Here is a 24,335-nt window from a genome sequence, read left to right on the forward strand (position 1 = left end):
ACAAGTTAACAGATCGTTTGAAAAAGGAAATCTCGATATATCAGAACAGGTGGATGCATGACGCCTCTTCCCGGGACCGGGGATCAAAAAAGTCCGGGTTGAATCGGGCATGATGCGGGAGCACCTCTCATGCATCCGGGGGGTGCAACCCCCGAGGGGGCGGCATGGTTTGATCATGACGCCGTCCTGTTTTCATGACCCCGAAGATTGAACCGGACGGGAGAGAGCACACTACTTCATCGCCGTCCCCCGCCCTATCCTCTCGCGAAACGGCAGAACAGATCCAATGAAGGTGGGACGGCATGATCTGATCACGATGCCGTTTCGTTGTCATGACCCCGAAGATAGGAGCGGACGGGAGAAGGTCGATCTTTGTTGCCGTCCCCCGTCCTATCCTCTCGCGAGACGGCAGGAAAGATCCGATGATGAGGGGACGGCATGGTTTGATCATGACGCTGTCCTGTTTTCATGACCCCCAAGATTGAACCGGACGGGAGAGAGCACACTACTTCATCGCCGTCCCCCGTCCTATCCTCTCGCGAGACGGCAGAACAGATCCGGTGAAGGTGGGACGGCGTGGTTTGATCATGACGCTATCCTGTTTTCATGACCCCGAAGATAGGAGCGGACGGGAGAAGGTCGATCTTTGTTGCCGTCCCCCGTCCTATCCTCTCGCGAGACGGCAGGAAAGATCCGATGATGAGGGGACGGCGTGATCTGATCACGACGCTGTTTCGTTGTCATGACCCCGAAGATTGAACCAAACGGGAGAGAGCACACTACTTCATCGCCGTCCCCCGCTCTATCCTCTCGCGAAACGGCAGGAAAGATCCGATGATGAGGGGACGGCGTGATCCGATCACGACGCCTTCCCGTTAACATGACCCCGAAGATAGGAGCGGACGGGAGAAGGTCGATCTTTGTTGCCGTCCCCCGTCCTATCCTCTCGCGAGATGGCAGGAAAGATCCGATGATGAGGGGACGGCGTGATCTGATCACGACGCCGTTTCGTTGTCATGACCCCGAAGATAGGAGCAGGACGGGAGAAGGTCGATCTTTGTTGCCGTCCCCCGTCCTATCCTCTCGCGAGACGGCAGGAAAGATCCGATGATGAGGGGACGGCGTGATCTGATCACGACGCTGTTTCGTTGTCATGACCCCGAAGATAGGAGCGGACGGGAGAAGGTCGATCTTTGTTGCCGTCCCCCGCTCTATCCTCTCGCGAGACGGCAGGAAAGATCCGATGATGAGGGGACGGCATGGTTTGATCATCATGACGCCGTCCCGTTAACATGACCCCGAAGATTGAACCGGACGGGAGAGAGCACACTACTTCATCGCCGTCCCCCCCCCTATCCTCTCGCGAGACGGCAGAACAGATCCGGCGAAGGTGGGACGGCATGGTTTGATCATGACGCCGTTTCGTTAACATGACCCCGAAGATAGGAGCGGACGGGGAAGGGCTGATCATTCTTCAACAGGAACCACGCGTGATGCCGTCCCCCGTCCTATCCTCTCGCGAGACGGCAGAACAGATCCGGTGAAGGTCGGACGGCATGGTTTGATCATGACGCCGTCCCGTTAACATGACCCCGAAGATAGGAGCGGACGGGAGAAGGTCGATCTTTGTTGCCGTCCCCCGATCTATCCTCTCGCACAATGACAGAGAAGATTCAGTGATCGGTGCAAGATTACAGGAAAGATCCTGCGGTGGGGGCGGCACTTGAGCACTGTCCTCCGAGTGCGCTGTCGCGATTGAGAGAAGTTCTCTGAACTCTGTTCAATCGCGTATGCTCAAGCCAGAGGTTCATGCCGAATTCTCCACGGCCGAAAAAAAAGATTATGTCCCGATATCCCAGGCCGAGAGATAGGTCTTCTGCTCCTCGGTCAGGGCATCGATCGCGATCCCGAGGGCGGCGAGTTTGCGCGTCGCCACCTCTTCGTCGATGGCGTTGGGGACGTCGTAGACGCCCGGCGCCAGGTCCTTCCCGTGCTCGACCATATAGAGGGCGGAGAGCGCCTGGAGCGCGAAGGAGAGGTCCATCACCTCGATCGGATGACCCATCCCCTTCGGCGTGGCGAGGTTGACCAGGCGGCCCTGGGCCAGGACATGGACCTTCTTCTCGGCCAGCACGTAGGTGTCGATGCCGTCCCGGCGCTCGACCGCGTCGGCGTGCTCCTCGAGCCATGCCACGTCGATCTCCACGTTGAAGTGGCCGGCATTGGAGAGGATCGCCCCGTCACGGAGGAGCGGGAAGTGCTGTGCAGTGACGACCGAGGTGTTCCCGGTGGTGGTGATGAAGATCTCGCCGACCTTCGCCGCCTCGTCCATCGGCATCACGTCGAAGCCCTCCATATGGGCCTCGAGTGCCCGCCTGGGATCAACCTCGGTGACGACGACCCGCGTACCCATGCCGCGGGCCTTCCTGGCGACGCCGCGCCCGCAGTAGCCGAACCCGGCCACCACCAGCACCTTGCCGGCGATGAGGGCGTTGGTCGTGGCCATGATCGCCGTCAGCGAACTCTCGCCGGTCCCGTGGACATTGTCGAAGTGCCGCTTCATGGGGGTGTCGTTCACCGCGACCACCGGGAACTTCAGGGCACCCTCGGCCGCCATCGACCGGAGACGGTGGATCCCGGTCGTCGTCTCCTCGCACCCGCCGACGACATCCTTGAGGACGTCCTGCCGGTGGGTGTGGAGTTCGTGGATCAGGTCCATCCCGTCGTCGATGGTGATCGAGGGGCGGGCGTCGAGGACCCGGTTGATCGCCGCGTAGTACTCGTCGTTCGAGCACGCCCGCTTCGCATAGCAGTGGACGCCCGGCACCTTGCCAAGGGCCGAGGCCACGTCGTCCTGGGTGGAGAGGGGGTTGCATCCGGTGATATACACCTCGGCCCCGCCGGCCGCCAGGGTCTCGACGAGCACCGCGGTCTTGGCCTCCACATGGAGGGCCATGCCGATGGTCACGCCGGCGAGGGGCTTCGTCTCCTCGAATTCCTTTCTGATGCTGCCGAGCACCGGCATGTACTGCCTGGCCCAGTCCATCTTCTGCTGACCTGTCTTCATATTTTCACCAGAGCCTCGTGTCCATCTCTATTACGCGGCCCAGGCCATAAAAAGTATGAAGTCGTGCTGCGGCCCCGCGTCCACAACGCTCATGCCCGGAGCGGTCAGACGTATGGACATGCCACTCACCAAACGGATCATCCCCTGCCTCGACATCAAGGACGGGCGGGTCGTGAAAGGGACGCACTTCGAAGGGTTGCGGGACGCCGGCGACCCGGTGGAACTGGCCGCGAGGTACAACGAACAGGGCGCGGACGAGGTTGTCTTCCTGGACATCACCGCCTCGAAAGAGAACCGGGGCACGATCATCCCGGTCATCGAACGTGCCGCGGACGAACTCTTCCTTCCGCTCACCGTCGGCGGCGGGATCCGCAGCATCGAGGACATCCAGCAGGTGCTCAGGGCCGGGGCGGACAAGGTCTCCCTCAACACCAGCGCCGTCACCGACCCCGACCTGATCACCGAGGCCGCCGAGCGGTTCGGGACGCAGTGCGTCGTCGTGGCCATCGACGTGCGGGCAAACCCGGAGATGAAGGAGGGGACGACGCCGGTCGTCCTGGCCGACGGGCGCGAGGTCTGGTACGAGGTGGTGACCATGGGCGGGTCGCACCCGACCGGCCTCGACGCCGTACAGTGGGCACAAGAGGTGGAAAAACGGGGCGCCGGCGAGATCCTGCTCACCAGCATGGAGACCGACGGGACGAAGGCCGGGTTCGACATCCCGATCACCCGTGCAATCTCCGAACGCGTCGGCATCCCGGTCATCGCGAGCGGGGGCGTCGGCACCCTCGAGCATTTCTGGGAAGGTTTCGCCCTCGGCAAGGCCGACGCCTGCCTTGCCGCGAGCGTTTTTCACTACGGGGAGATGACCGTCAGCCAGGTCAAGGAGTATCTGGCCGGACGGGGTATCCAGGTACGGCGGTAAGGTCGAGTTCGAGCGCCGCCACCGGGTGCTCGAGGGAGAAGGCGGTGAGCACGTCGGGATAGATCTCACCAAAGACCCCTACTCTTTTTCCGTCCACCAGGACGTCGCCGCGCCGGCCGTCGATGAAGGCCGGATCTTTTGACTCGGCGAACTCGGCCGCCACGCCGCACTCGCGGCAGAGGGTCTCCATCATGGCGTAGGCCTCGGAGAAGTCGGCGCCCGGATGGATGGAGACCGCGGCGACGGTCTGCGTGGTGTGGGTCCCGCGGATCACGTCGCCGGTCGCAAAGACCCGCTGCGGGAGTTCGCGGTGGCAGTTGATCTCCAGGATCTCCATGAGGAGCGGGAGGATCTCGGTCCGCACTACGGTCTGCTCTTCTGAGATCGGTTTGGCGACCCTGAGCACCTCGGGCGAGGGCTCGCGCCGCATCTGCTCGTACAGCACCCGCTCGCTCGTGAGGGTGAAGGGCATCACCTCCAGGTAGCCCATGCCGGTGAAGATCGAGCGGATCTCGCGCTGGAGGACGGCGATGGGATGCTCCTGGCCGGTGGTGAAGGTCGGCGGGAGGGCGGCCTCGAAGGTGTCGAAGCCGTACGCGACGGCGACGTCCTCGAAGATGTCCCAGTCGTGCATGATGTCGGCACGGTACGCCGGGACAAGCACCCGCACCTTTCCATCTGGCAGGGCCTCGGCACCGAAGCGCATCTTACGCAGGAGCGCCGCCATTTCGTCGGCCGTGAGGTCGATCCCGAGGAGGCGGACGCACTCGGCCGCGCTCACGACCCGCTCTGCGGGGGAAAGGTCGGGGTACGGCGTGCCGTCGATCTCGACGCTCTCGATGGTCGCCCCGGTCTCGGCGAGCGCGGTGCAGATGATGTTGGCCGCCATCCGTACCGCCCGCTCGTCGGTGCCGGTGCAGTCGAGGAGGATGTTCCTGGTGCCGGTGGTGACGCGGGTCAGTTCGCCGTTGATGATCGGCGGGAAGGAGAGCACCTGATCGTTTGCGTCGACGATGAGCGGAAAGCGCTCGAACTCCTCGACCAGACGGGCATAGTCCCGGCCCTTCGGGTGCTCGGCAAGGATCTCCTCCATCGAGAGTTCGTCCTCGAAGTCGAGCGGGACGAACCGCCGGTCCCGCGGCGAGGCGAGGTACCGGAAGGGCGGGGTGACGGTGTCCATGTCGTGGACCCCGATCGCCACCTTTCGCCGGCCGCGGCCCAGGGCCCAGTGCAGAGACTCCTGGAGAGCCATCAGGCTCTCGATCCCGGCTTCGTCAAGATTGACATTCCTGATCACGGCCGAACCGAGGTGCGGGCGGATGGAGGCGAGGGCCGGGTCGACGGAGAAGGCGATCCCCGAGGGGGTGACCTCGTACTCGGGCAGTCCTTCCTCGATCCCCAGGTATCCCCGCATCGCTCTTGCCACGCCTTCGGTCGAGTACAGGTCGACGCGGTCGGGGAAGAACTCCACATCGACGTGGTCGTCGAAGGTGCGCTCGATATCCGAGCCGATGAGGGGCATGCGTTCGAGGATGGTCTCTTTATCGGTACCGACAAGCCGTTCCAGATATTCGTAGTTGAGGGTGATGACTGCCATGACTCACTCCTGCCTCCTGATCGCCGGGCTCTCCCTGAGCCACTCGATGTCGCTGCGGTAGAGCTGCCTGAGGTCTTTGAGGCCGAGCCGGAGCATCGCGATCCGGCTGATCCCGAGCCCCCACGCGAGGACCGGGGTCTCGATCCCCCACGGGGCGGTGACCTCCTGCCTGAAGATCCCGGCGCCGCCGAGTTCGACCCAGCCCAGGCCGTCGACCCAGACCTCGGGCTCGACCGAGGGTTCGGTGTACGGGAAGTAGCCCGGCCTGAACCGCACCTCGTCAAAGCCCATCCTGTTGTAGAACTCCTTGAGGAACCCGAGGAGGTGCCTGAACGAGACCCCGTCGTCCATGACGATCCCTTCCAGCTGCTCGAACTCGGGCAGGTGGGTGGGGTCGATCGCCTCGCGCCGGTACACCCGGCCGAGGGCGAAGGCCTTGACCGGGGGTTTGGGGTGGGAGATGAGGTACTGGACCGAGAGCGGGGTGGTGTGGGTGCGGAGCACGCATTTCTGCGCCACTTCCTCGTCCCAGACGCCGCCCCACCCGGTCGAGGTGGTCTCGCCGCCGCAAAGGTGCATGTCGCGGACCCGTTCCCATCCTTCGGGCATCGGTTCGGTTTGGTCCAGGTAGAAGGTGTCCTGCATCTCGCGGGCCGGGTGGTCCTGGGGCTGGAAAAGGGCGTCGAAGTCCCAGAAAGCACTCTGCACGATCTCGCCCTGCATCTCCACAAAGCCCATGTCCAGGAGCACCCGCTTCACCTCGTCGATGATCCGCTGGTACGGATGAACCTTGCCCGGGTACACGCGCTTCGGCGGGGTCTCCAGGCTGTACCGCCTGAGTTTTGCCTCGCGCCACGACCCGGTGATGATCTCTTCCCTGGAGAGCGTGCCGGTCTCCTCGACTAGGTCGAGCCCGGCCTCGACGAGGGCCCGGCCTGCGGGGGTGATCGCGACACGGTACGAGACCGCCTCGTGCTCTTCGACGAGGTTGCGCTTGAGCAGGTCGGCGATGCCCGACATCCCGTCCTTCGGGTCGACGAGGGCGATCTCGTCCTCGCCCGCCGGGGCCTCGCCGGTCTTCTCGGCAACGCCCTTCGTGATCGCGACCCAGCCTTTCTTCCTGAGCCACCCGATCCCGATACGCGAGAGCGGGTGGGCCTGGAGGTCCTTCATCGAGATCGCGTCCGCAAAACTCTCGTAGATCTGGCGCTCAGGGAGGCCGTGCTCCCGGTACTCCTCGCCCTCGGGGGTGAGGGTGTAGGTCGTCGTGCTCAGCCGCTCGACCGCTGCAAGCCCGTGCTCGGCGCAGAGGTTGGCATACTGGACAGCCGCCTCCTCCGTCGTCTCGAGGGCCGCGGCAAGGTCGCCGGCCCCGGCCTCGCCGAGCGGGGCAAGGGCGACGAGGAGTTTCTTCTCATTCAAGGTGAGGTCAGCCATTATCCTTCCACCAGGTGTGCTGTTTCGTCCATCTTCTCCCTGAAGTCTTTCAGGAATTCCTTCGTCCGTGCAAGCGTCTCCTTCTTGCAGGTGCCGCACATCAGTTCGCCGTCCCGGCACCGGCGACAGATCTCGACGAGTTCCTCATCGTCGGGAGCCATATGGAAGAGGTTGAGCAGATAGACCGGACACTTCTCGGGCTCGCCGCCGAGTTTCTTCTGCTCCTCCAGAGTCGTCCGCCCGCCGGTGAGCGCCCCCATCACCTTCTTCTTGAGGTCTTTGTCGCTCTCCCAGAAGGAGATGAAACTCTCCGGGACGCTCGAGGACATCTTGCCGCCCTGCAGACCGGGCATGAAGGTGTGGTAGGTCGCGGAGGGGAGGAAGAACCCGAACCCGCCGTGCTCCATCTCGATCCCGCGCACCCGCGCCTCGACCCCGGCAAGGTCGGCGCCCGGGATGTCCACATGGGCCTCGTACCGCTTCGAGCCCGGATACGCGGCGTGGACGGCGTCGATCGCAGCCGCGGGGGCGTTCTTGCTCCGGACGCTGACGTATCCCTCCCGCTGCTCCACGGTGAAGAGCCGGAGTTTGTAGGCGACGTCGCGCGTCAGTCTGATGTGGGGGTCCTGGTCGATCCCGACCGGCACGACCGTCGGGGCCGGACCGCCGTCGAGTTGCGGGTACAGGATGTCGCCGACCTGGGTGGCGACGCTCATCGCATGGGCAAGGGCCGTCTCCTGGCTGAAACCGTAGATCGCCGAGAGCTCGGAGAAGTTGATCTTGATGGCCGCCTCGAATGCGAGGTCTTTGAGAGCGGTGTTCTCGCTCTGGTAGTAGGTGTGCCCCTCGTACCCGAGGGCATACAGGCACGCGAGATATTCGCGCCCGTACTCCTTGCACTGCCGCCAGGAGAGCCCCCGCACCGCGTGAGCCTCACGGTCGGCGACGCCGATGTACCCGGTGCCGCCCTGGGCGACGTGCCAGGCCACCTCTTTCATCACCATCAGGTGGCCCAGGTGCGGGTGGCCCGAGGGCATGAACCCGGTCATCACGTTGAAATGTTTCTTCTCCCTGATCGCCTCTGCGATCAGCCCATAGTCCCGGTGACCGACGACGACCCCCCTGCGCATGAAGGAGGGGACGGTCGGGAGACCGGCGGTGACGTCCTCAATCGGCTCGATGCCGAACTCGGAAAAGAGTTTCCCGACATCGATCGACTGATTGCTTGCCCATGGATTGATCCCCTGTGTCATGTCGATTCTCACATTTTTATTCGTGCAAACTCGATATACTGGATATCGTTGTTATGTACACTACCAAACAACATCTTCTTTTTGACACTGTGTGCCAGGCGGACCGAACGGGAGATCGCGGCCATGGTGAGGGTCGTCCCGGCCGGGAGGGCGTGGGCGAGGAGAAGCGAGTGCTTGACCCCGCCGCCGTAGACCCTGAAGTGGTGGCCGAACTTGTACCCGGTCTTGGGGGCGTAGCCGCGCCGGCGGAGGTCGGTGTACAGGACGGCCTTTTCGACGATCTCGCTGTCGGCGCCGGCGGCGACTGCCTGGTAGGCCTCGCGAGTGAGCGGAGCGCCGTTCTCGGTGAGCGTCAGCCTCTTCTCGTCCATGAGATAGAGGATCTCGGCCGGGGAGAGCATCGTCCGTTCCTGGTCGAAAGGTTTGCCGTAGCCCTCTTCCAGGAGCCAGGGGGCCGTGCCGGTCGCGACCAGGCCGGTCGGGCCGAAGGCTTCCCCGCGGGCCGTCCCCTCCCCGACAGGGTCCTCGCCCTCTGCCCCGGCAAGGTGGTCGACCTTCACCTCATAGTAGGTGAGTTCGCCCTCGTCGTCGACGGCGGCGATGAGGTAGGTCTTTCGCATATTCCCGGCGGTCTCCACCTCGGCGGCGACACAGGCGAAGTCGACGAGGTCGCGCTCGGCGAGCACCCGCACCAGATAATATGACTGTCCCTTGCCCGGACGCTCGCCCCGCCGAAAGACCCGGAAGTCGTGCGGGCCGGTCTGCAGGGCGTAGCCCCGCTCCCGCAGATCGCGGTAGACAAGGTAGCGCCTGAAGAAGACCGGGTCCTTCGAGAGTTCCTGCAGGAGTTTCTCGAAGTCGTAGCCGGGCAGTTCTATCCGCTTGCGCACCAGGAGGTAGAGTCCTTCCTCAGGGGCGAGGCGGAGCTTCCCCTTGCCGGGCCGGCCGTAGCCCCCGCTCTCGTAGAGAGCGAGCCCGTCCTGCCCGAGCCAGAGCCAGGTACCGTCATATGTCGCCTTCACGTAAGGAGAGTACTGGGGGGGCAGGGGTTAAATAGGATGGGGAATTGCCAGACCGCGGAGCGGCGTCTTTTTTCTCAGACCGGCAGGTGAATATACCGGGTAAGCGCGGCCGGGGTGGTCGGGTCTGCGAAAAACTCTCCAGGCATCTTCTCCGGGATGCCAGACCAATCCCGTGATATATTAATCTGATCATATCGCTAAAATTTCTATATTCTCCGATTCTGCGATAAATTCGAGACCTTGCCGGGCCGACGGTCATGCCGTCACACCACCACCTTTATACCCCACAGGTCAACCGCGATCCAGGGAAGATCATCCATGAACGTGAGACTACCAGACCTGAAAGCCAGATATTTCGTGGTCATCGGCCTCGTCATCTGCTCGCCCATGCTCTTCACCTACATGGCCTGGGAGGGGCAGAGCAGTTCCACCACCACCCTCGCCCTCGAGGGGGCGCCCGAGGGCGTGATCTTCATCGCCGATCCGCACCTGAAGGAGAGCAACCTCGACCATGTCAGAGAGATGATCCAGGAGATCAATGCGATGCACCCATCGGTCGTGCTCATCGGCGGTGACTTCGTCTATGGCGAGGAACCCGACCTCTCCCTCCAGCAGGTCTGGTGGGAGGTGGATGCCCCGGTGTATGCCGTCCTCGGCAACCACGATTATAAGTCCGGGGTGAGCACGGTCAGCGGTCTGCAGAAGGTGCTGGCCGTCTCGGAGACCGACCGGACCGTGGAGGGCTACGACATGAGCATGCTCAGGGACGAGACCACCGACACCGAGTTCGCCGATGCGCTCGAGGCCGAACTCGAGCGCGCCGGTGTCCATGTGCTGAGAAACGAGGTCGTCGAACTCTCCATCGACGGCACGCCGGTGCGGATCGTCGGTGTCGACGACGGGTGGGCCGGGATGGCCGATCCCCCCGCAGTCCCGGAGAGCGATGTCTTCACCATCTACCTCATCCACGAACCCGAGTGCCGGGCCGACTGGGACGCCGACCTCATCCTCGCGGGCCACACCCACGGCGGTCAGGTCATGATCCCGGGCGTGAAGGAGTTGAATGACGCCGGGTATTTCGAGTTCTCCGGACTGGTCCAGAAGGGAGAGACGCCGCTCTATATCAGCCGCGGGATCGGGACCTCGAATCTGCATACCGATCTGCGGTTGAACGATCCTCCCGAGATCGTGGTGATCGCCCCGTCGCCGGAAGGGGCGGGGATGAACGTAGGGTAGAGATTTCTTCTGCCGGGATACGGCACTCTGCTCTTCTTGATTTCTTTTTTTCTTCGAGCCTAAGTTCGCCACCTGGCTTCTGGAGGTGCTTCAAGTCCCATAAATATCCAGAATAGGGCTTTGTAGAATCCCTCTTGATGGTTCTCTTTGACGGGGGGCTTGCCGTCCCCCAGTGGAGGAAAGCGTTGAAAAATTCTGGAAAGATGCGCTTCGGTCCGAGAGGATGTCAAGCCTTAGAGAGTTTTGGGATATGCTCATGGAAAAATGATCCAGACGATCCTCTCTTCAGATTTGCATGAGATTTTGAACTCACCATATCCTGTTGAAACCAATACGCAGAGGAGAGAAAATTTCTCTGATGGATCGGCCGCCCCCAATCGTCAAGATTTTCCAGCCATCTCGCGCCGGGGGGAAACCCCCCGAGACCCCCCACGACGAGGATGGCCGAGGGGCGGCATGATGCTCGACTTCGATTCGCTCCTCGGTCGCAAGGATGATGGTCAAAAATTGATCCAGTTCTGAGATGATATTTTCATCCCGTATGCTTGAGGCGTGCTTTCGCCTCATGAGCAATTCAACATGAATCCCTGGCTCAAGCATACGCGATGAAAATTTCCTGAGCAGCGCTTCAGGGTGCGGGCGGATCCCGATCCTCGCAACAGGGCATCTGGAAGATATGGTTTCATCGCCGCCCCCCGCCTATCGGTCGCGCGGGGAACCGGCGGGTCGAGATCTCGAAATCCCCTGCCATCGCCATCAATGCCCGGAGTTCAGGAACATCCTGACCATCTCCTCTTTCTCCACCCGTCTGAGATAGAAGTTCCCGACCGTAGCAATGATCAGCGCCCCCACCAGGTCGAAGATGAGGTCATACATCGTGTCCTCGAGGCCGTGCTGGAGTTCGGTGCCGAAGACGGTGTCGAAGGCGAACTCGTAGATCTCCCAGATCGCACCGAGGGCCATCGTGAAGATCACGATGAAGAAGATGATCATCGGCCGCGTCAGTTGCAGACCGCTGTACCGGTCGACGATGAGAACCATCGCGAACCCGAGGACCGAGATGGTGATCGAGGAGACAAAATGGGCGAACTTGTCGTAGTAGGGCGAGAAGAGGTCGTAATATGCGGAGATATGCCCGGCCACATGGAGGTACAGGGAGATGGCGATGAGGAGGTTGACCTCCCAGGGCATACAGATGTCGGTGCGTCTGCTGACGATGTACGGCACGGTGGTGACCAGGAATCCAAAAAATCCGACAATTGCCAGGAAATAGTCCCCGATAGCAACGCTGTATCCGACGTTCAGGAGGATGAGGCCCTGGACTACGTACGCAGCAACCTGACCGGGTGGCCACCGCCAGATCATGGCAGTGGTGAATGGCACGCCGGGGATATATATCTGACAGTCAGGGCCATTGCATGGTTCGGCAGGTTGCAGGCCCGAAAAATAAAATGAGTTTAGTCCCGCCGCATCACGAGGACGACGAGAGCACATGCCGCAGCCGCCGCCAGACAGGAGAGAGGCGAAGGCTGTGGCGCGGTCGTTTCAGCGGCATCGGGTGCCGTCGTCGCGGCCGTTGTCTCTGCCTCGGTCTCAACCTCGGTCCCAACCTCAGTCTTGGTGACAGGCGTGTCCTCTGCCTCCGCCTCTGCCGAAGTCGCGACGGGCGTCGGGGTCACGGCTCCGCCCCTGGTCTCTGCGATCGCAAAGTAGGGGTAGCCGGAGGCCTGTGCACGGTAGTATGCTTTCCCGCCCTCAAGACGGAGGAGTTCGGTCGGAAGATCCTTCCACACCCCGTCGTCGTAGTACTTCAGGACGATGTCTGCTGGCTTCAGCCCCTTCGCTGCAAGCCAGTTCTCCGGGATCTCGAAGGAGACCAGGCATTCATCGAGGTTGTCGTCGACATACCTGATCACGATCTCATAGACCCCAAGGACGGCCCTGCCTTCCGGCGCGTCGGCATCCGGCGGAAGGTCGTTCGGGGTGATCGCGACGAGCGCCCCGCCGACCGGCGAGGTCACCGAGAGGTCGACGCGGGTGATCGGGAGATTGCGGAAGGTGAAATCCGCCCGACCGCCTGCAGGGATCGGGCCATGAGCACTGACACGATCAGCCCAGTCATCACCTTCATCACTCGAAGAGACCCGGGTCGGTTCAGCGGTTGGTTCGGTGGTAGGTTCAATCGTCGGGGGGATGGTGAAGAAGAGCGGCAGCATGTCGTAGAAGACCACTCCCTCACCATTATTGTACACCTCATAGGGCTCGTCGCAGAACCCGTCGCTGTTCCCATCGGTCGCATTCGCGTACCGGCCCCAATAGTTTCCACCAATGGAAGGGCCGCCGATGATGTTGGGGCCCGAGCGGCGGGTGACATTCCAGGTGTTCGGATTGCCCCCATAAAAGAGGTCATCCTTGTTTTTCTTGAAGACATTGTTGTAGATCGTGCTGAAATTGGAAGAATAGAGGTCAAAACCGATAAAATTGTCAGCGATGGTGTTGCCCGCGACGACGATGTTCTTCGAGCGATAGAGGTACAGTCCGGATTGACGGCCCATCGCTACCCGACATCCCTCAATCGCCCCTCCATCGACATACGCATACATGATGTCGCGATAGAAACCTGAGATCGTAATGTCCCTGAGGGTGATGTTGCTCAGAGAGGCAGCGCTGCTCCCCTCCATCCCGATCCCGTTTTCAACTTTCGAACCATTGAGCGCTTGACCGTCGATGATATACCCGCCACCGTCGAGGACGACGTCCGAGGCATTGATGATGATCGCCCAATCGGAAGAGACATTTCCGGTCAGAATGTTTCCTTTCAGGGCGTAGAGCCCGGATTCGTTGATCCAGATCGGATACTTTCCGTCAGGGACGATGTCGGTCGCCGCCGCGGGGACGGCACAACTGCACAGCGTCGCAAGAATCAGTGCACATGCAAGCACGAGCACAGGTCCATCATACTTTTTTTTCTTCATGACTTCACCTCCTGCAGGGCGCCTGAAAGCTCAAGCAAATCGAGAGGTTCATGAGAGGAAATTCCAGGAGAATTTCACCATTCAACCCGGGATATACCCACAATGCCACAGACGACAACAGGGAAATTACCGGATGACATATAAGAGAATAAGAGGGCGCGGATATATTCGTTCTGTGATAACTCTATGCAGATAAAAATTATCGGACCCCGAAGAAGAATATGACACGGTCAGACCCTCAAAAAAAGGGAGGGGGGGGGGGAGGGAGCGTCTTCGGGATCAGATCCAGCCGACCCCTGCGATCATCAGGGAGAAGAGGACCAGGTCATAGGTGGCGTGGGTGACGGCGCTGACCGTCGTGGACGTCCTGGCCCGCAGGACGGCAAAGACCAGGCCGGCCAGGAAGACCGAGAGGAGGCCGTCCCAGGCGTACTGGTAGGCGTGGAGGGCGGCAAAGACGAGGGCCGAGAGGAGGATCCCGAAGCGCGGCTGGAGGACGCCGCGGACCGCCACCTCTTCCCCGACGCCGGCGACGATCGCCGCCACGACTGCCGCCACCGGGGTGAGATACGCGCTGAAGAGCGCCTCGGTGTAGGCCTCGTCGGTGACGTACCACCCGAAGTATTCCCAGACGGCGACGATGAGATGGTCCACCACCCCGAAGACCAGGACCAGGCCGAGTCCCACCGCCACGGCGAAGGAGAAGGAACGGATGGTTGGCCTGACCAGGCCGAGACGGTCGAGCACCTCAGGGAGGGAGCGTTTCACGAAGAGCCCCACCGCGAGGAACGCACCGCCGAGGGTCCAGACCAGCCCGTAGAGGTCGGTCTTCGCCGCTTCCGTGGGGGTGAGTGCGCCGAAGTCCATGGAAGGATCGCCGATGAGGTCGACGAGCGGCGGGTGCCCGAGGACCAGGAGGGGGACGAGGGGCAGGAGGGCGATGGCCGCAACGACGACGAAGGCCGTGGTGTGGACGAAGTTCTCGGGGTCGATCGGGATCCACTGTGCCAGAAAACGCCTCACCCGCACCGAATAGAGAATAAAACAGAGCGCAGATGCTCCGAGGGAGAGGAACAGCCCTGCCAGGAGGACCACGGCAGCCTCTACCGGCATCTCTCCGGCGCCCATGACGCCATACCAGGGGGCGACGGAGAAGAACCAGCCGACCAGCGCAAGTCCCAGGACGAAGAGCACGGTCAGGAGCGAGACGACCGGCCGCAGGCGGGGGCGGTCGAGGGCAAGGAACGCCAGCGTGGCGATCAGAAAGATGGGGGCCGCTTCGGCACCGGTGGAGAAGAAGAGCCCCAGGTCGCTCTGCGGGTCGCCGGAGAGCCCGAAGACCAGGGCGACCGCCCCGGCCACCAGGGCGAGAAGGACCAGATAGGGGTGAAATCTCTGTGTGTCCATGGAATTCCCGTGCCTCTAGATCGGTGGGCATGGGGTATAGAGATGACTCAGGTTCCAGGTGTGTAAAATTGGGCACGAACCGGGGAGCACGCTCCACGCATACCGGAGGCAAGAGCCCCTGGGGTGAAGATGGAGGAAGGCATGATGATCTGGTCTGCCGGATTCACGCCCCGGCGAGTTCCCGCACCACCCTGATATTCCCGGCGTCATCCCGCCGGTCGTCCACCGGGGTCTCGCAGATGAGGGGGAGGCGCCGGATCGCCGTGGGGGAGAAGAAGGCGCGGAATCCCTCCTCGCCGATCGCACCCAGGCCGATGTGCTCGTGGCGGTCGAGGTGGGAACCGAGGGGGCCTTTCGAGTCGTTGCAGTGGACGACCCGCAGGCGGTCAAGCCCGATGACGTCGTCGAAGGCGTCGAGGCTCTCGCCGACGGCGTCGGTGGTGCGCAGATCGTACCCAGCGGCGAAGGCGTGGCAGGTGTCGAAGCAGACCGCAGCCCGCTCCTCTGGGAGGGCGTCCAGGATTGCCTGAATCTCCTCGAAGGTTCCGCCGAGGCTGTTCTTCGTCCCGGCGGTGTTCTCCAGGAGGAGGAGGGTTTTGCCCTCTGTCTCCTCATAGGCCCGGAGGATCCCTGCGATCAGTCTCTGTCTCCCGCCCTCGATCCCGGTCCCGAGATGGCTGCCCAGGTGCATCACGAGGTACGGGATCCCCAGGACCTCGCACCGCCCGAGTTCCGCGGTAAGGGTCGTCACCGACTTTGCATAGACCTCCTCTTTGGGCGAGGCGAGGTTCGGGAGGTAGGGCATGTGGTCGACGACCGGCCCGATCCCGGAGGCTTCGAGGGTCTCTCTGAAGGCGGAGATGTCTTCGTCGGTCAGCGGCTTGAACCGCCAGCCCCTCGGGTTCCGCGAGAAGATCTGAAAGGTCGTGCATCCCCGCTCCCCGGCGCGGCCCACCGCCGCCGCCAGGGAACCGGCGATCGAGACATGACACCCGACGCGTAGCATGGGAGAAGGGTGGGGGAGGGGAGGAGATGAGGGTGACGATCGGGAGGGGGGAGAGGGGGCGTCTTGAGAGATGCTCTCGTCGAGATCTCCCGGCGTCGCCTTCCCGACCCCATCGCCATCCCGGGGGTCCGAGGGGCAGAGCCCCCGACACGAGCGTATGGGAAGGCCAGAGGTGCTTCTTTACGCTACGAGGGGGTGAGGATCTTTCAACCAGAATCCATCGCTATCTTCTGTGAAGGTAAAGTTGGAGAGTTTTGGGATGACCTCGTTAATCATAGTCCTCTCTGAGAGCGATAGGATCGGCATGTCCCAGAACATAGGGATAGGATTTTTCCATACACGTACGATCGGTCCAACTCGAATCGTTTCTTTCCAGGCGATACCCCCACGTACCCGCTGGAGCACTGTGCGGATACCACCCATATTCACCGGTATCATATTCGTCCCATTTGAAGATCACATCCGTTTGATACGCATCATTTTGAGAGTCATAATCCAGAATGACCTCTGCAACGTCTGAATCCTGCTCATAAGAGATCACATCCCCGATCGCGTACGCGGGTTCCGGCAGAGGTGCGGAAGGAAGGGGGGGGGTCGTTGTATCCGGCGTATTACCCGGTTGAATGTCGATGGAAGAAATGCTTTGATTTTCAGCACCACCATCGAGTATTTGCAGGTGTGTATCTCCTTCGCTGAGAGATGAATCAGTACATCCAACCGTTAAAACAACTGCAATGACAGAAAAAAACAGCAGAACCAACGGATTTATTTTCATATCCATTTTTAAAAGACCTCGTTATCTTAAAAGACACAGAATCGTGCAACGCCCTGAGAGATATGCACTTCGATCTGGAATTCGTGAAATATAGACATTGAAGACCCCCAAAGGATATTGTGTATGAAAAATGACTTCTTTTGGCTTTGTAGAATTCAGCATGAGGCGAGCGCCCCACCTCAAGCATACGCGATGAAAATATCAGATCAGATCTGGATCAGTTCTTGACCCTCATCCGTGCGTTCGAGGAGCGAATCGAAGTCGAGCATCGTGCCGCCCCCCGGCTATCTTCGTCGTGGGGGGTCCGGGGGTTTCCCCCCGGCGCGAGACAGCAGGGAAATCTCGACGACTGGGGGTGGCCGATCCATCAGAGGGATTTTCTATCCCCTTCGTATCGGCTTCAACGGAATATGGCGAGTTCAAACTCTCATGCAAACCTGAAGAGAGGATCGTCAGGATCATTTTCATGGTAAATCATCGTGATGGTTCTCTTCGCCGGGGGGCTGGCCGCCCCCCGGTCCCCCCGCATCACGATAGGGAGGGGGACTGCATCCCCCTCTCTGTAGTCATCTCTCCGCCTTCCCGACCCTATCGCAATCCCAGGGGTCCGGGCGGCAATCGCCCCCGGCGTGAGCATGAGGGAAGGTGATGGATGAAGGTCACAGGGGGGTTGTGGTGATGAAAAGAGGATGTTTTCTACAAAGCCCTTCTTTTTAAGATCAAGGCTTTGTAAAGATCCTCTGGATAGTTCTCTTCGCCAGGGGGTTGGCCGGTCCCCCCGCGCGAAGACAGGCGGGGGCGGCGATGGGATAGGTTCTCACCCGCACGACGAACCCACAGTCCCGAGAGAGACGATGAACCCCCACACCGTTCGATGGTTATCTCCCGCCTTCCTCCTCGACGATCCTCTGGATCTCCCGCCGGAGTTCAGGCACGCGGTTGACGACCGTCCTCCAGACAAGCATCGTGTCGACGCCAAAATAGGTATGGATCAGTCTGTCCCGCATCCCGGCCATTTCTTTCCATGGAACGGCAGGGTGCCTCTCCCTGATGGGCCGGGGGATCTTTTTTGCTGCCTCCCCGATGACCTCGAACTTCCTGATGACGGCGCTCTGGGTCTTATCGTCATGGAGAAACTCGTCATAGGCCATCCCCGCGGTGAACTCCTCGATCTTTTCGAGGGCACCGGTGATGTCGGAGAGGTAGAGGAGAGAGGGTCTCATGCAAAGAGGAGGTCCCGCGTCACCTGGCTACGGATCTCCGGGCGGAGTGCCGTTTCCGGTACGACATCGACGCTACGACCAAGTTTTTCTTCGAGAAACTGTGAAAGCCCGACAAAATCAAAGAGGTCGGCACCGGCGCCGAACGTGACGAGGAGATCGATGTCGCTGCCCTCCCCCTGTTCCTCGCGGGCATATGACCCGAAGAGGGCGATGCGCTCGACATGGTATCGCTCTCTGAGTTCTCCTTTCAGGGACCGGAGGATATCGAGGACTTCAGCACGGGTTTTCATAGGCGTTATATCCTGCTGGTACGTCCCCCTTTTGCCGCCGGGGTGCTTTAAGGTATTGCCCGTCTTGTCTCACCCACGGCCCTCCGCCTCAGGAGGGAGCAGGGAAGGCGGAAGAATAAATTTAGGCTTCGTAAAATTGAGCATGAGGCGAGAACACACCTCAGCGTAAGGGAGGAAAATTTCCTGTTGCTGGATCATTTTATAAAAACAGGAGAACTAGTGGGGACTTCGTTCCACCGCCGCCCCTACCTATCTTCATCGTGGGGGGACCGGGGGTCTCCCCCCGGCGCGAGATGACGATCTAAATTCTGTGAGATTGGGGCGGCACGTCGGATCATCATGCCTTCCCTCACCATACGCGCCGGGGGCGCTGCCCCCGGCATGAAAAAACAGATGAGAATCCAAACATTCCATTGGGGCAGCCCTTCCGAATGTTCGTCTCACCCCAGACGCTCCAGCACCGCCTCACCGAACGCGACCGTCGTCGCCGACCCCCCGAGGTCGGGCGTCTTCATTCCCGCACCGAGCGTGTTCTCCACCGCCGCCTCGACCGCCGCCGCTCCCTCGCGGTCGCCGGCATGGTCCAGCAACATCGCTGCACTCCTGAGCGCCGCCACAGGGTTGGCGATGCCCTTCCCCGCGATGTCGGGCGCCGAACCATGGACCGGTTCGAAGAGGGCGTGGTCGTCCCCGATATTTGCCGACGGGAGGAGCCCGAGGCCCCCGACCAGGGAGGCGGCGGCGTCGGAGAGGATGTCGCCGAAGATGTTGGTGGTCACCACGACGGCGTAGTGCGCCGGGTGCATCAGCACGTCCAGACAGAGGGCGTCGATGTACTTCTCCTCCCACTCGACCCCCGCCGCCTCGGCCTCCTCGACGGCGCACCGGCGGAAGAGGGCGTCGGACTTGAGCACGTTGGCCTTCGTCCCGATGGTGAGGCGACGCCCCTTCGCACGCGCCGCGGCGAAGCGTGCGATCCGCCTGCTCCCGACCTCGGTGACCACCCGGAGGGTGCAGGCCGAACCCGGGAGTTCCCACTCGATCCCGGAGTACAGGCCCTCGGTGTTCTCGCGCACGATGGTGAGGTCCACGCCGGGCCCGCGGACCGGCCGGAGGTTGGCGTAGAGCCCGAGATCCTTGCGGAGCATCACGATGACGCTCCGGTAGTCCGGGTCTGGCGGGGTGGTCACCGCCCCGAAGAGCACCGCGTCGGCCTCGCGGAGGGCCCGGAGTTCTTCGGCACCGATGGCCGCCCCGCACCGCTTCCACCGCCCGTACCCCACCTCGACCGGGAAGTAGTCCCACTCGGGATGGAGGCGCCTGAGCGCCGCCTCGGCCACCGGGACGACTTCCTCCCCGATCCCGTCACCTGGGACGACTGCTACCTTCATCCTCTCGCCACTCCTTCAGCATATCCCTCAGCACCTGGTCGACGGTGTGCGGCGACGCACCCCAATGGACCACGCCGCCGAACTTCTTGTTCCAGACACCGACACCCTCGCGCTCGGCCCGGCAACACCGGGCGATGAAGGGTTCCTCGGCCACCTGGGTGAGCGGACAGATCTCGGCGATCTCGATCCCCTCGCCATAGTTCTCGGCACAGAACTGCCTGGCCGTCAGGCACCCGGCCACCCGCTCGGTCCCTTCCAGGCGGTCGGCGTCCAGCGTCCGGTCGAACCCGCCCGCCCGGCAGGGATAGACCTCGGCCTCCAGGTCGCGGATATCTCTGATATGATATTCAAAGGTGATGTTGAGGTCGCCAAAGAGCCCGACGCCCTCCAGTTCCTCCAGCACCGCGACCAGATGGGCCCGCGGCGGGACGATGTCGTAGACATGGACGGTGAGGAGGCTCCCCGGTTCCGGGTCGAGGATGAAGGTCCGCGACTCGTCCGGGCTCGTGAAGATCGTGCACCGCTTCCCGCTCTCGCGGGCAAGGCGGAGCAGACGGGAGCGGTCGTTGAAGTTCACCGGTTCGGGCCAGACCACCGTCTCGTCCGGGGTGGCGAGCACCCACCCGGCCTTCACCTCGCGCATCAGCCCGTTCCCGTCGGCGAGTCTGACCGCGAGCACCTCCGGTCCCTCGGCCGTCTCCCGGATCAGCCAGCGGGAGAGGAAGTAGACCTTCTCGCCCAGGGGCTGCGAGGTGGCGATCCCCACGTATTTGCATTCTTCGGGAAATATCATCCACGTCCTCCGCTGAGATAGGGGACGAGGCCCCCGGCCCGGAGGATCTCCCGCATCCGCGGGGAGAGCGGTCGGAGAGGCCGGCGGACACCGGCGGCCTCGATCCATCCCTCATCGAGATCGAAGCGCACCGCTTCACCCTCCTGGCATGGGACCTCGCACTCAAGCACTGGAAGACCAATATTGACCGCGTTCCTGAAGAATATTCTGGCAAAGGTCGGGGCGGCGACCGCCACGACTCCCGCCTCTTTCAGGGCGACCGGTGCCTGTTCCCTCGACGACCCGCACCCAAAATTCGGGCCGGCGACGATCACCGCCCCCTTGAGCCGGCCGGCAAGGGCGGGGTCGAGGTCCTCGAAGGCATGCTCGGCCCAGACGGAGCGGTCCTTCGTCCGCAGGTACCTGCCCGCGATGATCAGGTCGGTGTCGATGTCGCGGCCCACGCAGACCGCGCGGCCCTCGGCCCTCACAGGCATCCCTCCGGGGAAGCGATCTCACCGGCAAGCGCCGTCGCCGCCGCGGTCGAGGGCGAGGCGAGATAGATCTCGCCGCCGATGCCCATCCGGTTCCTGAAGTTCCGGTTCGCCGTCGAGAGGCAGACCTCCCCCTCCCCGATGACGCCCATATGTGCACCCAGGCACGGCCCGCACCCGGGCGTCCCGACGGCGCACCCGGCCTCGACGAGGGTGGTGAGGACGCCGGTCTCCACCGCCCTGAGGAGCACGGCCCTCGACGCCGGGACGACGACCGTCCTCACCTTCACCGTCTTCCCCCTGACGATCGCAGCAAAGCGTTCCAGGTCCTCGTAGCGCCCGCAGGTGCAGGTGCCCAGGAAGACCTGGTCGACCGGCACTCCCTCTTTCTCCGCGACCGGGCAGACGGTGTCCACCCGCGGCGGGAGGGCGAGGAGGGGTTCGAGGTTCTCGAGGTCGATCGTGACCTCGTCGGGATAACCGTCGACCTCCCGACGCTGGACCTCGACCTCGTGCCCGAACCCGGCGAGGTACCGCCTGGTCGTCTCGTCCGCATAGAAGAGTCCGGCCTTCGCCCCGGTCTCCACCGCCATGTTCGAGAGGGTGAGACGGTCGGCCATCGAGAGCCCAGCGGCCCCCTCACCCACGAACTCGAGGGCGCGGTACGTCCCGCCGTCCATCCCGAGGGCGGCGACATAGGCAAGGGCGAGGTCCTTCGCCTCGACCGCCCCGGAGAAGGTCCCTTCCAGGAAGATCCCGGTCGTCTCCGGCACCCGGAACCAGGTCTCCCCGGTCGCCCAGACCCCCGCGAGGTCGGTCGCCCCGACCCCGGTCGCAAAGGCGCCGAGGGCACCGAGGGTGCAGGTGTGCGAGTCGGCGCCGACGACCACCTCGCCGGGCAGGACGCACCCCTCGGCCATCACCTGGTGGCAGACCCCGCCGCCGACGTCGGAGAAATGGACCTTCTGTTCCTTCGCAAAGGCACGCAACTCGTGCTGGAGGTCGGCGGTCAGCGAGGCGTTGGCCGGGGCGATGTGGTCGAAGATGAGATGGCGGCGGTCGGAATCGGTGAAGACCCCGCTGCCGATCGCCCGCCAGGCCTCCAGGGCCAGCACGCCGGTGCCGTCATGGGCAAAGGCCCGGTCCACCCGCCGGTCGAGATACTCGCCGGCCGGCGCACCGAGGATCTGCTCTGAGAGCGTGCTCATCCGCGCACCTCCCTTCCCCGCACCGCGGTGCAGAGGAGGTCCCGGAGCACCTCGGGCGTCACATTGCACTTCGCCTCGCTGCGCCGTTTCACTTCATGCAGCACCCAGCGCACCCCTTCGTCATTCAGGTGGTAGCCGAGGGACGCCGCCACATGCTCGATCGCGTGCCGTCCCGTATGCTTGCCGAGCACAAAGGTCCGCTCCCGCCCCACCAGCGCCGGACGGTAATACTCGTAGGTCGAGGGATCTTCGAGAAGGGCGGCGATATGGATCCCGCTCTCGTGGGCAAAGGCGTTGGCACCGACCACTGCCTTGTTCCTGGCCACTTCCACCCCGGACGTCCGGGCGACCAGGTCGGATAGGGCGCCGATCTGCGAGAGGTCGTAGCGGTTGATCCCGGCCTTCGTCGCGAGGACGACGAGCACCTCCTCGAGCGGGGTGTTGCCGGCCCGTTCGCCCAGGCCGTTGACCGTCGTATGGAGCTGGAAGGCCCCGGCCTCCGCGGCGACGAGGGTGTTTGCCGTGGCGCACCCGAGGTCGTCATGACAGTGGATGCAGAGCGGGAGGTCGACCTCCCTGCGGATCGCCTGCATCCGCTCAAAGGTCTCCATCGGGGTCATGCACCCCACGGTGTCGGCGAAGGTGGCGAGGTCGGCCCCGGCCTCCGTCGCCTGTCGGTATGCATCGATGAGATCCTTGAGATCGGTCCGCGAAGCGTCTTCGGCCCCGAACCGTACCTGGACTCCGTGGTCGTGGGCGTACTCGATCATCGCACAGGTCTCGGCCATCACCTCTTCCCGGCTCTTCTTATATTTGGTCCTGATATGGAGGTCCGAAGTGGCGGCAAAGAGCCCGATCATATCGACACCGCAGTCCAGGGCGGCATCGACGTCACCCTTTCTCGCGCGGGAGAGCGCACAGATCCGGGCGCCGAGGTCCATCCGGCAGACCGCCCGCACGGCCTCCTGTTCCTTTGCGGAGACCGCGGGGAACCCTGCCTCGATCACCTCGACGCCGGTCGCGTCGAGGAGGGACGCGATCTCCATCTTATCTTCACGGGTAAACGTGACGCCCGGCGTCTGTTCGCCGTCACGCAATGTTACATCACAGATCTCAACATGCAACTTTTTCATGAGATTCACCAGCAGGGCATTCACCGCCGACGATCACCGTCTTCGGACGGTCTGCCGGCACGATCAGCCGCCGCAGTCCGGGCAGGTCGTCGGCCCGGCAGAATTCAGGATCGGCCCATTCGAGATACCGCTCCACACCGGGCGTCTCCTGGCCGCCGACCATGCCCATACGCCTGTTCTCCAGTACGATACAGAGGAGCGGGAGCTCCTTTTCGTAGACATCGATGAGGGCGTTGAGCCCGGAGTGGAGGAGTGCATAGTCTCCGATCAGGGCCACTCCGGTGCTCCGCGCCCCCACTCCCACCGCCGATCCCAGGCCGTAACTGGCCGTCCCGATGCGGTACGGCGGGTTGACGGCGAGGAGCGAACACCCGGCATCGACCGCCGTCCGCATCCCTCGCTCTGCGAGCAGGGCAAAGAGCGGGCGGAAGGGACAGTTCGGACAGAGGGTCCGGGAATACCCGCGGTCTGAGAAGCGCTCGGGCGGGCCTTCAGGGGCGGTCACCGCGGGGTAGGTGACTCTCACCCCCGCGGGGGCCGGCCGATTCGATGAAGCAGCCATGACCTGGAGGGCATGCTGCCACCGTCCCTGGTTGGTCAGGCCGGGGTCGGCGAGCGTGCCGGAGCCCGGTGTCCTGGGAAGAGGCGCACCCGCCGCTTCCGCCTCAAGGGTCTCGGGGAGGATTCTGAGGATGACGGCCCGCGAGAGCGCCTCGGAGAGGGAAAACGCCTCTTCGACCGCGGCCGGGAGGGCGAACCCCCCCTCGGGCTCCACCACCGGGACCATCGCAACCGGCCCGAAGGCACGGGAGTCCTCGGCCGCCTGCGACGCCCGGGCCTGGAGGTCGTCGCCGGCGACGACCACGACGCCGGCACCGATCCCCTGGGCCGTCGCCTGGACCATCGGGTCGGCAAGCAGGTTCATCCCCACGTTCTTGACGACAACCGCCGCCCGCCTGCCAGCAAGCGAGTCGCCGAGGGCGTACTCCAGGGCCACCTTCTCGTTGGTGCAGACCTCGGCCCCGGCCGCGGCGGCGAGGTCGGTCACCGGGTAGCCCGGCACCCCGTAGACGCTATCGGCCGCAGCCTGGAGAGCGTTCGCCAGACACTCGATCCCTCGCATA

At 62.9% G+C, this 24,335-nt stretch carries 21 protein-coding genes; 3 read left to right on the plus strand and 18 right to left on the minus strand.

Features of this window, described 5'->3' with window-relative positions:
- Positions 1-1,840 precede the first annotated feature (1,840 nt).
- Entirely contained in the window at positions 1,841-3,067 is a 1,227-nt protein-coding gene (locus E2N92_RS06055) for an adenosylhomocysteinase (protein ID WP_220682785.1), read from the minus strand.
- Between the two features lie 118 nt (positions 3,068-3,185).
- Between E2N92_RS06055 and hisF the strand changes: the two genes are divergently transcribed.
- On the plus strand, positions 3,186-3,992 hold the full coding sequence (gene hisF / locus E2N92_RS06060; protein ID WP_220682960.1) for an imidazole glycerol phosphate synthase subunit HisF: 807 nt from the start codon (positions 3,186-3,188) through the stop codon (positions 3,990-3,992).
- On the opposite strand, the gene pheT is transcribed toward hisF, so the two are convergent.
- Genes pheT through endA form a run of 4 tightly spaced genes read right to left on the minus strand, consistent with a single transcriptional unit; the run spans position 3,949 to position 9,301 of the window.
- Positions 3,949-5,589, minus strand: a complete 1,641-nt coding sequence (gene pheT / locus E2N92_RS06065; protein WP_220682786.1) for a phenylalanine--tRNA ligase subunit beta — start codon at positions 5,587-5,589, stop codon at positions 3,949-3,951. The genes hisF and pheT overlap by 44 nt on opposite strands.
- A 3-nt stretch (positions 5,590-5,592) precedes the next feature.
- On the minus strand, positions 5,593-7,026 hold the full coding sequence (gene pheS, locus E2N92_RS06070) for a phenylalanine--tRNA ligase subunit alpha (RefSeq protein ID WP_220682787.1): 1,434 nt from the start codon (positions 7,024-7,026) through the stop codon (positions 5,593-5,595).
- Positions 7,026-8,279, minus strand: a complete 1,254-nt coding sequence (locus tag E2N92_RS06075) for a tryptophan--tRNA ligase (protein ID WP_220682788.1) — start codon at positions 8,277-8,279, stop codon at positions 7,026-7,028. The genes pheS and E2N92_RS06075 overlap by 1 nt, the downstream gene beginning before the upstream one ends.
- An 8-nt stretch (positions 8,280-8,287) precedes the next feature.
- Positions 8,288-9,301, minus strand: coding sequence for a tRNA-intron lyase (gene endA, locus E2N92_RS06080; RefSeq protein WP_220682789.1), 1,014 nt, complete (start codon positions 9,299-9,301; stop codon positions 8,288-8,290).
- 318 nt (positions 9,302-9,619) lie between these two features.
- Here endA and E2N92_RS06085 point away from each other — a divergent pair, with 318 nt between their 5' ends.
- Together E2N92_RS06085 and E2N92_RS06090 are read left to right on the plus strand one after the other, a co-directional pair.
- Positions 9,620-10,537, plus strand: a complete 918-nt coding sequence (locus E2N92_RS06085; RefSeq protein WP_220682790.1) for a metallophosphoesterase — start codon at positions 9,620-9,622, stop codon at positions 10,535-10,537.
- A 137-nt stretch (positions 10,538-10,674) separates the two neighbouring features.
- Entirely contained in the window at positions 10,675-10,836 is a 162-nt protein-coding gene (locus E2N92_RS06090) for a hypothetical protein (protein WP_220682791.1), read from the plus strand.
- Between the two features lie 457 nt (positions 10,837-11,293).
- Here the strand turns inward: E2N92_RS06090 and E2N92_RS06095 are convergent, their stop codons facing one another.
- From E2N92_RS06095 to E2N92_RS06155, 13 genes are all read right to left on the minus strand, one after another.
- Positions 11,294-11,902, minus strand: a complete 609-nt coding sequence (locus E2N92_RS06095; RefSeq protein WP_220682792.1) for a DUF2238 domain-containing protein — start codon at positions 11,900-11,902, stop codon at positions 11,294-11,296.
- Between the two features lie 92 nt (positions 11,903-11,994).
- The gene (locus tag E2N92_RS06100) at positions 11,995-13,512 is read right to left on the minus strand and encodes a NosD domain-containing protein (RefSeq protein ID WP_220682793.1); all 1,518 of its coding nucleotides are present in this window, start codon (positions 13,510-13,512) and stop codon (positions 11,995-11,997) included.
- A gap of 279 nt (positions 13,513-13,791) precedes the next feature.
- Positions 13,792-14,919, minus strand: coding sequence for a CPBP family intramembrane glutamic endopeptidase (locus E2N92_RS06105; RefSeq protein WP_220682794.1), 1,128 nt, complete (start codon positions 14,917-14,919; stop codon positions 13,792-13,794).
- Positions 14,920-15,082: 163 nt separating this feature from the next.
- Positions 15,083-15,925, minus strand: a complete 843-nt coding sequence (locus tag E2N92_RS06110; RefSeq protein ID WP_220682795.1) for a deoxyribonuclease IV — start codon at positions 15,923-15,925, stop codon at positions 15,083-15,085.
- Positions 15,926-16,193: 268 nt separating this feature from the next.
- The gene (locus tag E2N92_RS06115) at positions 16,194-16,706 is read right to left on the minus strand and encodes a hypothetical protein (protein WP_220682796.1); all 513 of its coding nucleotides are present in this window, start codon (positions 16,704-16,706) and stop codon (positions 16,194-16,196) included.
- An 872-nt stretch (positions 16,707-17,578) separates the two neighbouring features.
- Complete coding sequence (locus E2N92_RS06120) at positions 17,579-17,923, minus strand: HepT-like ribonuclease domain-containing protein (protein ID WP_220682797.1); 345 nt, start codon at positions 17,921-17,923, stop codon at positions 17,579-17,581.
- The gene (locus E2N92_RS06125) at positions 17,920-18,213 is read right to left on the minus strand and encodes a nucleotidyltransferase family protein (protein WP_220682798.1); all 294 of its coding nucleotides are present in this window, start codon (positions 18,211-18,213) and stop codon (positions 17,920-17,922) included. The genes E2N92_RS06120 and E2N92_RS06125 overlap by 4 nt, the downstream gene beginning before the upstream one ends.
- 440 nt (positions 18,214-18,653) lie before the next feature.
- Entirely contained in the window at positions 18,654-19,604 is a 951-nt protein-coding gene (locus E2N92_RS06130) for an isocitrate/isopropylmalate dehydrogenase family protein (protein ID WP_220682799.1), read from the minus strand.
- A complete protein-coding gene (locus E2N92_RS06135; RefSeq protein WP_220682800.1) occupies positions 19,579-20,397 on the minus strand; it encodes a DUF7714 family protein in 819 nt (272 codons plus the stop codon). Before E2N92_RS06135 ends, E2N92_RS06130 begins: the two co-directional genes overlap by 26 nt.
- Positions 20,394-20,867 (minus strand): LeuD/DmdB family oxidoreductase small subunit, encoded by a 474-nt coding sequence (locus tag E2N92_RS06140; protein ID WP_220682801.1) that lies wholly within the window; start codon positions 20,865-20,867, stop codon positions 20,394-20,396. Before E2N92_RS06140 ends, E2N92_RS06135 begins: the two co-directional genes overlap by 4 nt.
- Positions 20,864-22,078, minus strand: coding sequence for an aconitase/3-isopropylmalate dehydratase large subunit family protein (locus tag E2N92_RS06145; protein WP_220682802.1), 1,215 nt, complete (start codon positions 22,076-22,078; stop codon positions 20,864-20,866). Before E2N92_RS06145 ends, E2N92_RS06140 begins: the two co-directional genes overlap by 4 nt.
- Positions 22,075-23,211, minus strand: a complete 1,137-nt coding sequence (locus E2N92_RS06150) for a homocitrate synthase family protein (protein ID WP_220682803.1) — start codon at positions 23,209-23,211, stop codon at positions 22,075-22,077. Before E2N92_RS06150 ends, E2N92_RS06145 begins: the two co-directional genes overlap by 4 nt.
- Positions 23,192-24,334 (minus strand): thiamine pyrophosphate-dependent enzyme, encoded by a 1,143-nt coding sequence (locus tag E2N92_RS06155; protein WP_220682804.1) that lies wholly within the window; start codon positions 24,332-24,334, stop codon positions 23,192-23,194. Before E2N92_RS06155 ends, E2N92_RS06150 begins: the two co-directional genes overlap by 20 nt.
- Position 24,335: the final 1 nt, after the last annotated feature.

The organism is Methanofollis formosanus, from assembly GCF_019633745.1.
GTDB lineage: Archaea > Halobacteriota > Methanomicrobia > Methanomicrobiales > Methanofollaceae > Methanofollis > Methanofollis formosanus.